The following is an 11,844-nucleotide window of genomic DNA, read 5'->3' as shown; positions in this document are numbered from 1 at the left end:
TGTGCTAGAGGCCCGCACTGCTCCATGACCGTCTACGGGCACCAAACGGGCGCCGTCCCGGGCGAAACAGGCGGAGCCCGCTCCCGGGTGACCGGTGAAACACGGGTCACCAGGGCCGGGTGGCGGAGGGAAACGGGCGCGAACGGGCACAGCTCATGGCGCGAAGAAGCTGGTCGAACAGCCGATTCTGCTTGTACATATGATGCGTGGGCCCGAACGGACGCCGGGGCCATGACGGATCCGTACTAGAGCAGGGATGGTGTCGTGGGCACCGAGGAACGCCGACGAGGGATTCTCGAGACGGCCCGACGGGAGGGCTCGGTCGAGGTGAACCGGCTCGCCGAGGAGTTCCAGGTGGCCCGGGAGACGATCAGGCGCGACCTCCACACCCTCGAGGAGCACGGTCTCGTACGCCGCACGCACGGCGGCGCCTATCCGGTCGAGAGCGCCGGATTCGAGACCACGCTGGCGATGCGCACCACGCACCACGTGCCGCAGAAGTCACGGATCGCGACGGCCGCCGCCGATCTGCTCGGTGACGCCGAGACGGTCTTCGTCGACGAGGGCTTCACCCCGCAGCTGATCGCCGAAGCCCTGCCCCGTGAGAGACAGCTGACCGTGGTCACCGCTTCCCTGGCCGTCGCGACGGTCCTCGCGGACGCCGAGAAGACCTCCGTGCTCCTGCTCGGAGGACGCGTCCGCGGCGGAACCATGGCGACCGTCGACCACTGGGCCACGCGCATGCTCGCCGACTTCGTCATCGACCTGGCCTACGTCGGTGCGAACGGCATCTCCCGCCAGTACGGGCTGACCACCCCGGACCCGGCCGTCAGCGAGGTCAAGGCGCAGGCCATGCGCAGCGCCCGGCGCCGGGTCTTCGCGGGTGTCCACACGAAGTTCGGAGCGGTCAGCTTCTGCCGCTTCGCGGGCGTCGGCGACTTCGAGGCCATCGTCACCGACACCGGGCTGCCGTCCGCGGAGGCCCAGCGCTACTCCCTCCTCGGCCCGAACGTCATCCGCGTCTGACCCGACGGCCGGCCCCAGCCCAGCCGAACCCGCCGGCCCCCAGAAGGCCTGTGGGAAGCCCCGCCATGCCCGCACCGGTCCGGGGCGCCGGTGCAAGAGCCGCTACGACCGATCAGGAGAACTTATGCCCCACCAGCAACGGCGCCGCGGGACCCGCGTGCGTGCGGTCGCGGGCACCGCAGCCATGACGCTCCTCGCCGCCGGGTGCGCCGGAGCGGGCGGCACCGCCTTCGGGGGAGGTGACGCGCTGAACGTGCTCATGGTCAACAACCCGCAGATGGTCCAGTTGCAGAAACTGACCGCGGAGCACTTCACGAAGGAGACCGGCATCAAGGTCCACTTCACCGTGCTCCCCGAGAACGACGTCCGCGACAAGATCAGCCAGGACTTCTCCAACCAGGCCGGCCAGTACGACGTCGGGACCATCAGCAACTTCGAGGTGCCCTTCTTCGCGGCGAACGACTGGCTGCACCCGCTCGACACCTATGCCGAGCAGGACACCGCCTTCGACCAGGACGACATCCTCGAACCCCTGCGGGAGTCGCTCACCGCCGAGGGCAGGCTGTACGCGGAACCCTTCTACGGCGAGTCGTCCTTCCTCATGTACCGCAAGGACGTCTTCGAGGCGAAGGGGCTGACGATGCCCCCGAACCCCACGTGGAAGGAGGTCGCCGGACTCGCGGCGGAGGCGGACGGCACCGAGCCCGGGATGAAGGGCATCTGCCTGCGCGGGCTGCCCGGCTGGGGCGAGCTCGTCGCCCCGCTGACCACCGTGGTCAACACCATGGGCGGCACCTGGTTCACCGAGGACTGGGAACCCCGCCTCACCTCACCGGAGTTCAAGAAGGCGACCCGCTTCTACGTGGACCTCGTGCGCAAGCACGGGGAGCGCGGGGCCTCCCAGTCCGGGTACGCCGAGTGCCTCAACAACATGACCCAGGGCAAGACCGCCATGTGGTACGACGCCACGGCGGGCGCGGGCTCGCTGGAGGCGGCCGGCTCCCCGGTGAAGGGCAAGATCGGCTACGTACCGGCGCCCGTCGAACGGACCAAGAGCTCGGGATGGCTCTACACCTGGGCGTGGGGCATCCAGAAGGCGTCCAAGAAGTCCGACGACGCCTGGAAGTTCGTCTCCTGGGCCTCGGGCAAGGAGTACGAGTCGCTCGTCGGCGAGACCAGCGGATGGGCCGACGTACCCGCCGGCAAACGGGCCTCGACCTACGACAACCCCGCATACCGCGAGGCTGCCGGCGCCTTCGCGGACGTCACCGAGCAGGCCATCTCCCGGGCCGACCCGAAGAACCCGGGCACCCAGGCACGCCCCGTGCCCGGCATCCAGTTCGTCGGCATCCCCGAGTTCACCGATCTCGGCACCCGGGTCGCGCAGGAGATCAGCGCCGCCATCGCGGGCCGCCAGTCCGTCGACAAGGCGCTGGCCACCTCCCAGAAGCTGGCCGAACAGGTTGCCAAGGAGTACCGATGACCACAGCAGTCGGCACCACACCGCAGTCACCACCACGGCCGTCCGCCCCCGCCCGGCCGAAGCGGACCGGCACACGGGCCTGGGTCACCAGGGCCCCGCTGCTGCCCGCCCTGGTGTTCCTGATCGTCGTCACCCAGCTGCCGTTCGTGGCGACCCTGGTGATCTCCCTCTTCGACTGGAACTCCCTCAGCCCCGACAAGCGCGCGTTCAACGGGCTCGACAACTACGCCTCGGTCTTCACCGACGCCGCTCTCCGCGACTCGGTCGTCACCACGATCCTGCTGACCGCGAGCGTCGTCATCGCCACCGTGGTCATAGGACTGGCCCTCGCACTGCTCCTGGACCGTACGTTCTTCGGCAGGGGCATGGTGAGGACCCTGCTCATCACACCGTTCCTCCTCGTGCCCGTCTCCGCCGCGCTGCTCTGGAAGCACGCGCTGTACAACCCGGAGTACGGCCTCCTCAACGGCGCGCTCAGCTGGGTGGGCGAACTCTTCGGCGACACGAAGCCGAGCCAGCCGGACTGGATCGCGGACATGCCGCTGCTCGCGGTCGTCGCCGCGCTGGTGTGGCAGTGGACGCCGTTCATGATGCTTATCCTGCTCGCGGGACTCCAGAGCCGGCCCGCCGAGGTCGTCGAGGCCGCGCGCCTCGACGGTGCGAGCGCCTGGCAGACCTTCCGCTACCTGACACTGCCTCACCTGCGCAGGTACCTCGAACTCGGCGTCCTGCTCGGCGCCGTCTACATCGTGCAGAACTTCGACGCGGTGTTCACGATCACCGCCGGCGGACTCGGAACCGCCAACCTCCCGTACACGATCTACCAGACCTTCTACCAGGCCCACGAATACGGACTGGCGTCCGCCGCGGGAGTCGTCGTGGTGATCGGCACGATCATCATCGCCACCTTCGCGCTGCGGACCGTCTCGTCCCTCTTCAGTGAGGAGGCGAACCGCGCATGACCGCCGCGACCGTACCCGCCACCGAGTCCGTCCCCCGTACGCTGCGGCGGGCCAAACGCCGCTCCACCGCCCTGGGCCTGCTGGCCTGGGCGGCGGGCCTCGCCTTCTGCCTGCCGGCGCTGTGGATGCTGCTCACCTCGCTGCACGCCGAGCCGGACGCCGCGACCAACCCGCCCTCCCTCTTCGCTCCGCTCACCCTCGACGGCTACCGGACCTTCTTCGGCGCCGACACCGGCGTCACCCCCTGGCCGCCGCTGCTCAACTCCCTTGGCGCCTCCTTCTTCTCCACGGTCCTGGTGCTCCTGCTGGCGCTCCCGGCGGCGTACGCGCTCTCCATCCGGCGCGTACGCAAGTGGACCGACGTGATGTTCTTCTTCCTCTCCACGAAGATGCTGCCGGTCGTCGCCGGCCTCCTCCCCGTCTACCTGTTCGCGAAGAACGCCGGGATGCTGGACAACATCTGGCTCCTCGTCCTGCTCTACACCTCGATGAACCTGCCGATCGCGGTCTGGATGATGCAGTCCTTCCTCGCGGACGTGCCGGTGTCGGTCATCGAGGCGGCCCAGGTGGACGGCGCGCGGCTGCCGACCGTGCTGGCCCGGGTGGTCGCCCCGATGGCGGCGCCCGGCATCGCCGCGACCGCGCTGATCTGCTTCATCTTCAGCTGGAACGAACTGCTCTTCGCCCGGGTGCTCACCGGCGTCGTGGCCCAGACCGCACCCGTCTTCCTCACCGGATTCGTCACCAGCCAGGGGCTCTTCCTGGCCCAGCTGTGTGCCGCGTCCGTCGTCGTGTCCCTGCCGGTGCTCGCCGCCGGCTACGCCGCCCAGGACAAACTCGTCCAGGGCCTGTCCCTTGGAGCAGTGAAGTAGATGCGGGCAGCGATCGTCGAAGCCCCCGGCAAGGTCTCCGTCACCACCGTCCCCGACCCCACGCCCGGACCGCGCGAAGTCGTCGTGTCCGTCGCCTCGTGCGGACTGTGCGGCACCGATCTCCACATCCTGCAGGGTGAGTTCGCGCCCAGCCTGCCGCTCGTCCCCGGCCACGAGTTCGCCGGTGAGATCGTCGGCGTCGGACGGGACGTCACCGAACTGTCCATCGGGGACCGGGTCGCCGTCGACCCCTCCCTGCACTGCCACGAGTGCCGCTACTGCCGCAGCGGGCGCGGCAACCTCTGCGAGCGCTGGGCCGCCATCGGGGTCACCGTCGCGGGCGGTGCCGCCGAGTACGCCGTGGCGCCCGTCGCCAACTGCGTCAAGCTCCCCGAGCACATCGACGTGAAGGACGCGGCCCTGATCGAGCCGCTGTCCTGCGCCGTCCGGGGGTACGACGTGCTGAGCAGCACCCTCGGTGCCGATGTGCTGATCTACGGCTCGGGAACGATGGGCCTGATGATGCTGGAGCTCGCCAAGCGCACCGGCGCGGCCGGTGTGGACGTGCTCGACGTCAACCCCGAGCGGCTTGCCACGGCGAGCCTGCTCGGCTGCACCCGGTCGGCGGCCGGGGCCGACGAGCTGGACCGGCCCGGCGGCTGGGACGTCGTCATCGACGCGACCGGCAACGCGGGTGCGATCCAGGACGGCCTGGGACGTGTGGCCAAGGGCGGCACCTTCCTCCAGTTCGGCGTCGCCGACTACGCGACCACGGCCGTCATCGAGCCGTACCGGATCTACAACCAGGAGATCACCATCACCGGCTCGATGGCGGTGCTGCACAGCTACGAACGCGCCGCGGCGCTCTTCGCCACCGGGGTCCTGGACCCGTCGGTCTTCATCAGCGACCGGCTGCCGCTCGACCAGTACCCGCAGGCCATCGACCGCTTCAAGGCGGGCATCGGTCGCAAGATCGTGGTCGAGCCGTGACGGGAGGACCCGGCGCCGTCCTCGTGCTCGGTGAGGCGCTCATCGACCTCGTACCCGTGGGCGGGGACGGTGGTGTTCGGGCAGCCAGGTTCGGCGGGGCCCCGGCCAACGTGGCCGTGGGGCTCGGCCGGCTGGGCACCCCCGTCGTGTTCGCCGGGGGCCTGGGCGGCGACGGCTTCGCCCGTACGATCGAGGAGCGGCTGCGGGACTCGGGGGCGGACCTCACGCTCTGCGCGCGCTCCGAGCTCCCCACCGCGCTTGCCGTCGCGGAACCCGGGGCCGGCGGGACCGGCTACCACTTCCACCTCCAGGACACGGCGACGTTCCGGCTGCCGGACCTCTCCGCACAGGCAGGCCTGTTCGGCGCGGTGTACGTGGGCGGGCTCGCCGCAGTGGTGGAACCGGCGGCGTCGGCCGTACGGGCCACCGCCGCCGCGGCCGCCGAGCACTCGCTCCTGGTGGTGGACCCCAACGTCCGCCGGGACCGGACGCTGGGCGACGACGACGGCGCGGCGGCCCTGCGCGAACTGTGCTCCCTCGCCCACGTCGTGAAGGCCAGCGACGAGGACATGGAGCGGCTCTGGCCCGGCGCCGATCCGGAGGAGAGCTGCCGGAAGCTGGCGGCCGGAGGACGCCTGGTCGTGCTGACCAGGGGCGCCGGGGGGAGTACGGCGTACACCGCGGCCGAACCACCCGTGTCCGTCCCGGCGACCCCCGTGGACATCGTCGACACCATCGGAGCGGGCGACGCCTTCGCGGCCGGCCTGCTCAGCAGGATGGGGGCCAGCGGCTCCTTCGCGGCGGCACCCGGTCCGCAGGAGGTGCGGGACATGCTGTCCTACGCCTCCCGGGTGGCCGCGTCGGTGTGCGCGCGGGCCGGCACGGAGCCGTCCGCACCCTGACCGGATGTCCGGGATCCCGGTGAGCGGCCGCGCGGGCCGTCGCTCACCGGGACGGCGCTTGCAGCCCCTGGCCCGGGACCCGCGGGGAACGGACGGCGCCGAGCCGCGGGACACCACGGGGGAGCGACGGGCGGGTCACCGGTGCCGGGCCGGCGCCGTGCCCTGCTCGGTGAAGTGGGTGTCCATCGTGGCGTTCAGGTCGGAGACGAAGGACTCGAACTGCTCCAGGAGCCCCGGTGGGTGGCGGGCCATCGTGGCGTCCAGCCGGTGGGCGAGCGGCCCGAAGAACTCGTCCGCCCGCTCCTGGATGTGCGCGCCGCTGCGCAGAGTGACGACGCGCCGGTCGGAGTGCTCGCGGGTGCGGGTGATGTGCCCCGCCGCTTCGAGACGGTTCAGGAGTGCGGTGGTGGCGCCCGTCGACAGGGCGATGCGCTCGCTCAGGCGTGCCGGCGACAGTGGGGCGCCACGCTCCTCGGCAGCCGCGATCTCCAGTACCGCCGTCGCGTCCGTGGCGTAGAGGCCCAGCCAGGAGGCGAAGCGCCGGCTGAGCTCGGCGTAGTGGCCGCCGTAGACCCTCAGCCCCTCCATCAGCCGCTCACGCCGCGCCGCCACGTCGTCGCGCGTCGATTCCTCCACGGCGGCCGCCACCTTCCTCTCCTGCTGCGCAGCAGCCCCCCTGGGCCGCTTTGACAACCTACCGTCTCGAGTTTACCTTCATCGTGGAATTACTTCATGATGGAGGTATCTCGTGCGCGACCCGTCCCCGACCACCGGCGGGACCACGGAGCCCTACCGCTGGCGATGGCTGGTTCTGGTGGTGACGCTCGTCGCGGAGATCATGGATCTTCTGGACGCCTCAATCGTCAACGTCGCAGGGCCGGCGCTGGAGGAGTCCCTCGGTGCCGGCTCCTCCGGTCTCCAGTGGGTGATCGGCGGATACGCGCTCACTCTGGGAGCCGGGCTGGTGCTCGGCGGCCGGCTCGGCGACCGCTACGGGCGGCGCCGCATGTTCCTGGCCGGCCTCGCAGCCTTCACCGCCGCCTCGCTGCTGTGCGCGCTGGCACCGGACATCGGGTCCCTGATCGCCTTCCGGCTGCTCCAGGGTGCCGCCGGGGCGATGCTCCTGCCCCAGGGCCTGGGCCTGCTGCGCGAGAACTTCTCGGGCCCCGAACTCACCAAGGTCTTCGGGATCTTCGGTCCCGTCCTCGGGCTCGGCGGCATCATCGGCCCGGTCCTCGGAGGCTTCCTCGTCGAGGGCGACTTCTTCGGCCTGGGCTGGCGGTCCGTCTTCCTGGTCAACCTCCCCGTCGGCGTCGCCGCACTGGCGGTCGCCGCGAAGTGCCTGCCGAGGAAGCCGGGAGATCGCGGAGTGCGTGTCGACACGGCCGGTGCGGCGCTGGTCGCCACGGCCTGCGCGCTGCTCGTCCTCCCGCTGAACCAGGGGCAGGAGGAGGGCTGGCCGTTGTGGACCTGGCTGTGCCTGGCCGCCTCGGCCGTCGCGTTCGGGCTGTTCGCGCTGCATCAGCGCCGTGCCGTCGCGGTGGGCCGCCGGCCGCTGGTGGCGCCGGGCCTGCTGCGCAAGCCCGCCTTCACCGTCGGACTCGGCGGTATCGCCCTGTTCTTCGCGGGGCTTGTCGGCACCCAGCTCGTACTCACCCTCTACCTCCAGATCGGACAGCACTTCACCGCCGGTGACGCGGGACTCGGCAATCTGCCGCTAGCGGTGGGCACGGCGATCGGCGGCGCGGTCAGCGGCGCCTTCCTCGCGGACAGGATCGGCCGCAAGGTGCTCCAGATCGGCCCGCTGGTCCAGCTCGCCGGTGTGGCCCTCCTCTGGTCCGATCTCGACGGCCTCACCACGGACACGTTCTCGATCCGGGACATCGTCCCCGGGGTCGCCGTCTCGGGCATCGGTGCGGGCATGGTGATCGCGGCCCTGTTCAGCTTCGTCCTCGCCGCGGTCGACGACGAGGAGACCGGCTCCGCATCCGGAGTCCTGTCCGCGGTGCAGGCCGTCGGCGGCTCCCTCGGCGTCGCCGTCCTGGGCTCCGTGTTCTTCGCCCAGGTCAGGGCCGGGGACTTCCTCGCGGGCTTCCGCCACGCGCTCATCGTCCAGGCGTGCCTGCTGACCGCGTTCGTGGCGATCACCTTCCTGCTGCCGAGGGCCGGCCGCCCCGAGGGCGAGCAGCACGCCGTCACCCCCGACACCTCCACCGGCGCACGGCGCACGGCCGTGTGAGCCCGGCCCGCAACCGTCCGTTCGGAGCCGGTGGGCTGTCCGTCATCCGGAACGCGCCCGGTGTGAACCGTGCCGACCGCGGGCAGGTGAGGCATCCTCTGCTGGTCGGGCAGAACGGGTCCGCGGCGGTGCGTGTGCTTCCGTCGCGGTCTGTGACGGAGAAGGATTCGGAACCAGATGGCAGACAACACGGACCTGTTGCACTTCGTGCGGGCGCGCCTCGCCGACGAGGAACGCATCGCGCGGGAAGCGGGAGGGGACGGCTGGCGCATGCCGGCCGAGGCGCCGGGCGAGGTGCACGACCGCACGAGCGGCATCGCGTTCGTCGTGCGCTCGCGCGGCTACGACCGGCACATCGCCTTCCAGGACCCGGCGCGCACCCTGCGCCGCATCGAGACCACCAGGGTCCTCCTGGACGAGTACGAGGAGATCGCCGCCCTGGACACCGACCGCCCCGCCCAGGACTTCCCCTCGGGCCGGGCCGTCGGGCTCGGCTTCGTCGTCCGGCAGATGGCCGCCGAACACGCGGGGCACCCCGACTACCGGGTGAAGTGGCTGCCCCGGTTCTCCCACTGGGGCCCCTCCGCCGACCAGCGGTAGGGCGGTCGCCCGGCCGGTGGACGTCCCCCGGGCCGCAGGACCCGGCACGGACCCGGCCGGCGGGTCCCCTGCGCAGGGACGCGGGTACGGGCCCGGCCGGGCTGAGTACGGTGGAGTGACGCGCCTGAGTACGTCAGCCGATCCCGGCCCGGCCCTTCACCGGTCGAATGGAGCCATGGCCCCCGACGCGCCCACGCGCCCCCGCATCCAGCACCTGACCACCGCCGGCACGGCGCTCGCCGTCGCCCTCCTCCCGCTGGCCGCCGGCGTCCTGCTGGCCAGGTCCATGGCCACGGACCCCATGGCGCCGGTGAACGCACTGGTCACCAACGGGGGGCAGCGCGTCCGCCTCGCCCCGTCCCGTTGGGTACTGAAGGCTCGAACGCGCGAACTCCTTTCCAGGCGGTAATGGAACCTCTGTCCAGGAAAGCGCTGTCGCTTCTGTTACACGTACCGGAGTGATTCCGACGTGGGCGCCCGGGGGAGCGGGGCGGGAGTGAACGGGGCGCCATGACCAGGGGGTCGGCGTCCTGAACGGATCGGTGCAGCGATCAACGGTTGACAGGTCTACGACCGAGGGAATCCGTGCCGAGTGCAGTTGTGTGTGACAGAAATGTCCGTACTTCGTCACATGCATCAGGGCACCTTTCGGCCACTACGAAAGCCGGACAAAGTTTGCGTTCCCGGCACCGACGCCGGGGTCGGAAAACTCCCGGCACCTTCCTGCCGGGCCTGCATGATGAGGGGTTTCCATGTCCCGTTCCGCACGACGGATCACCGCCACCGTTCTCGCCTCAGGCGCCCTGCTCGCCGCAGCGGCCCTGCCGGCCTCGGCCGATGGCCGGGACCACGGCCACAACCGGCCGGCCCAGCGCTCGGCGGTCGTCCTCGGCGCGATCCAGTACGACAGCCCCGGCCGCGACAACGGCTCGAACCGCAGCCTGAACGCCGAGTGGGTCACCGTCACGAACACCAGCCGCCACTCCGTCAACCTCCGTGGCTGGACGCTGACCGACGAGAGCCGCCGCTCGTACCGCTTCGACCTGCGGCTCCCCGGCCGTTCCTCGGTCCGCGTCCACACCGGGGTCGGACGTGACACCTCACGTGACGTGTACCAGGACCGTCGCGACTACGTCTGGGACAGCCGGGACACCGCCACGCTCCGCGACAACCGCGGGCGCAAGATCGACTCCGAGTCCTGGGGCCGGCACGGCGGCGGCAACAACAACGGCCACCACGGTGGCAACAGCAACGGCCACCAGGGCAACAACCACGGTGGCGGCCCCCGCGGCAACCGCTGAACGGCACCCGTAGGGGGATGCGGCGCTTCCCCTGAATGAGACCGGTGCGGCGTACCACGGATCTTCCCCGTGGTGCGCCGCATCCGCGCGGGGGCCCGTGCACAAGGGCCCGAGGGCCGTCGGGCGGGGTCTGTGCACCGGGAGACCGCCGGTGATGTCAGGATGGGCCCATGACCATCAAGGCGTATTTCGACATCACCATCAACGACGAGCCCGCCGGGCGGATCGTGTTCAACCTGTTCGACGACGTAGCACCCAAGACCGCGGAGAACTTCCGTGCGCTGGCCACGGGCGAGCACGGCTACGGCTACGCCGGCTCCCCGTTCCACCGTGTCATCCCGGAGTTCATGCTCCAGGGCGGCGACTTCACCCGGGGCAACGGCACCGGTGGCAAGAGCATCTACGGCGAGAAGTTCGCCGACGAGAACTTCACCCTCAAGCACAACAAGCCGGGTCTGCTCTCGATGGCCAACGCGGGCCCGAACACCAACGGTTCGCAGTTCTTCATCACCACCGTCGTCACCCCGTGGCTGGACGGCAAGCACGTGGTGTTCGGCGAGGTCGCCGACGAGGCCGGTCTGGAGCTCGTCCGGAAGATCGAGTCCTACGGCACCCCGAACGGCACCCCGAAGGCCAAGATCGCCGTCTCCGGCTCCGGCGTTCTCTGACGCACGCGACGGGGCCCCGGCCGGTTCGTACCGCCGGCCGGGGCCCCGCGCGCTGCCGCGGGTTCCCCGGTCGTGGCCCGGCCCTCCGGGCTGGCATGATCAAGGACATGGACGAGCGCATCATCGCCGCGTGTGACGGGGCATCCAAGGGCAATCCGGGACCCGCCGCCTGGGCGTGGGTCGTGGCCGACGGCCAGGGAACGCCCCGCCGGTGGGAGGCGGGTCCGCTGGGGACCGCCACCAACAACGTCGCCGAGCTCACCGCCCTGCTCGAGCTGCTGAGGTCGACCGATCCGGCCGTGCCCGTCGAGGTGCGCATGGACTCGCAGTACGCGATGAACGCGGTGACCAAGTGGCTGCCGGGCTGGAAGCGCAACGGCTGGAAGACGTCGGCGGGCAAGCCCGTGGCCAACCGGGAGCTTGTGACCGGCATCGACGAACTGCTGGGCGGGCGCAGCGTCACCTTCCGCCACGTCCCGGCACACCAGGTGGACGGGGATCCGCTCAACGCGCTCGCCGACCAGGCCGCGAGCGAAGTCGCGGTCTCGCAGCGGGCGGTGGGAACCGCGCACGGCACCACTGACATGCCCGTGCCCGCACCCGCCCGTTCGACCAAGGGCGGAACGGCGTCCACGGGCGCGAAGGCGAGCCGGTCGCGTTCCGGTGGATCGACCATCCGGGCGAGGTTCGCGGGCCGGTGCCACTGCGGAAAGCCCTACGCGGCCAAGGACATGATCGCGAAGAACCCCGACGGCTGGGGCCACCCCGAGTGCCGGACCGCGCTCGCCTGAGGCGCGTGGC

At 71.0% G+C, this 11,844-nt stretch carries 13 protein-coding genes; 12 read left to right on the top strand and 1 reads right to left on the bottom strand.

Going from position 1 to position 11,844, the window contains the following annotated elements:
• Nucleotides 1-264: 264 nt before the first annotated feature.
• From AB0I83_RS19175 to AB0I83_RS19150, 6 genes are all read left to right on the top strand, one after another.
• Entirely contained in the window at nt 265-1,026 is a 762-nt protein-coding gene (locus AB0I83_RS19175) for a DeoR/GlpR family DNA-binding transcription regulator (RefSeq protein ID WP_356536161.1), read from the top strand.
• 124 nt (nt 1,027-1,150) lie between these two features.
• The gene (locus tag AB0I83_RS19170; protein WP_356843812.1) at nt 1,151-2,509 is read left to right on the top strand and encodes a sugar ABC transporter substrate-binding protein; all 1,359 of its coding nucleotides are present in this window, start codon (nt 1,151-1,153) and stop codon (nt 2,507-2,509) included.
• Complete coding sequence (locus tag AB0I83_RS19165; RefSeq protein WP_356536163.1) at nt 2,506-3,471, top strand: sugar ABC transporter permease; 966 nt, start codon at nt 2,506-2,508, stop codon at nt 3,469-3,471. The genes AB0I83_RS19170 and AB0I83_RS19165 overlap by 4 nt, the downstream gene beginning before the upstream one ends.
• Nucleotides 3,468-4,343 carry a carbohydrate ABC transporter permease gene (locus AB0I83_RS19160; protein WP_356536164.1) on the top strand — a complete coding sequence of 292 codons (876 nt, stop codon included), beginning with the start codon at nt 3,468-3,470 and terminating at the stop codon, nt 4,341-4,343. Before AB0I83_RS19165 ends, AB0I83_RS19160 begins: the two co-directional genes overlap by 4 nt.
• A complete protein-coding gene (locus tag AB0I83_RS19155; protein ID WP_363305430.1) occupies nt 4,344-5,333 on the top strand; it encodes a zinc-dependent alcohol dehydrogenase family protein in 990 nt (329 codons plus the stop codon). It begins immediately after the preceding gene.
• A complete protein-coding gene (locus AB0I83_RS19150) occupies nt 5,330-6,235 on the top strand; it encodes a PfkB family carbohydrate kinase (protein WP_363305429.1) in 906 nt (301 codons plus the stop codon). Before AB0I83_RS19155 ends, AB0I83_RS19150 begins: the two co-directional genes overlap by 4 nt.
• A gap of 135 nt (nt 6,236-6,370) precedes the next feature.
• Here the strand turns inward: AB0I83_RS19150 and AB0I83_RS19145 are convergent, their stop codons facing one another.
• Nucleotides 6,371-6,823 (bottom strand): MarR family transcriptional regulator, encoded by a 453-nt coding sequence (locus AB0I83_RS19145; RefSeq protein WP_363305554.1) that lies wholly within the window; start codon nt 6,821-6,823, stop codon nt 6,371-6,373.
• A gap of 160 nt (nt 6,824-6,983) precedes the next feature.
• Between AB0I83_RS19145 and AB0I83_RS19140 the strand changes: the two genes are divergently transcribed.
• The 6 genes from AB0I83_RS19140 to AB0I83_RS19115 all read left to right on the top strand — a co-directional run bounded on the left by AB0I83_RS19140 (nt 6,984) and on the right by AB0I83_RS19115 (nt 11,834).
• Nucleotides 6,984-8,474 carry an MFS transporter gene (locus AB0I83_RS19140; protein ID WP_363305428.1) on the top strand — a complete coding sequence of 497 codons (1,491 nt, stop codon included), beginning with the start codon at nt 6,984-6,986 and terminating at the stop codon, nt 8,472-8,474.
• A 177-nt stretch (nt 8,475-8,651) separates the two neighbouring features.
• A complete protein-coding gene (locus tag AB0I83_RS19135) occupies nt 8,652-9,074 on the top strand; it encodes a DUF6221 family protein (RefSeq protein WP_356536169.1) in 423 nt (140 codons plus the stop codon).
• Nucleotides 9,075-9,249: 175 nt separating this feature from the next.
• Nucleotides 9,250-9,483: a hypothetical protein gene (locus AB0I83_RS19130; RefSeq protein WP_356536170.1), complete on the top strand. Its 234-nt coding sequence runs from the start codon at nt 9,250-9,252 to the stop codon at nt 9,481-9,483.
• 343 nt (nt 9,484-9,826) lie between these two features.
• Nucleotides 9,827-10,375 carry a lamin tail domain-containing protein gene (locus tag AB0I83_RS19125; RefSeq protein ID WP_363305427.1) on the top strand — a complete coding sequence of 183 codons (549 nt, stop codon included), beginning with the start codon at nt 9,827-9,829 and terminating at the stop codon, nt 10,373-10,375.
• Between the two features lie 170 nt (nt 10,376-10,545).
• Nucleotides 10,546-11,043 carry a peptidylprolyl isomerase gene (locus AB0I83_RS19120; protein ID WP_356536172.1) on the top strand — a complete coding sequence of 166 codons (498 nt, stop codon included), beginning with the start codon at nt 10,546-10,548 and terminating at the stop codon, nt 11,041-11,043.
• A gap of 107 nt (nt 11,044-11,150) precedes the next feature.
• Nucleotides 11,151-11,834, top strand: a complete 684-nt coding sequence (locus AB0I83_RS19115; protein WP_363305426.1) for a ribonuclease H — start codon at nt 11,151-11,153, stop codon at nt 11,832-11,834.
• Nucleotides 11,835-11,844 lie beyond the last annotated feature (10 nt).

It is taken from the genome of Streptomyces sp. NPDC049970, assembly GCF_040660235.1.
Classification (GTDB): Bacteria; Actinomycetota; Actinomycetes; order Streptomycetales; family Streptomycetaceae; genus Streptomyces.
The sequence above is the reverse complement of the archived record's forward strand: the minus strand, read 5'-3'. Positions and strand labels throughout refer to the sequence as shown.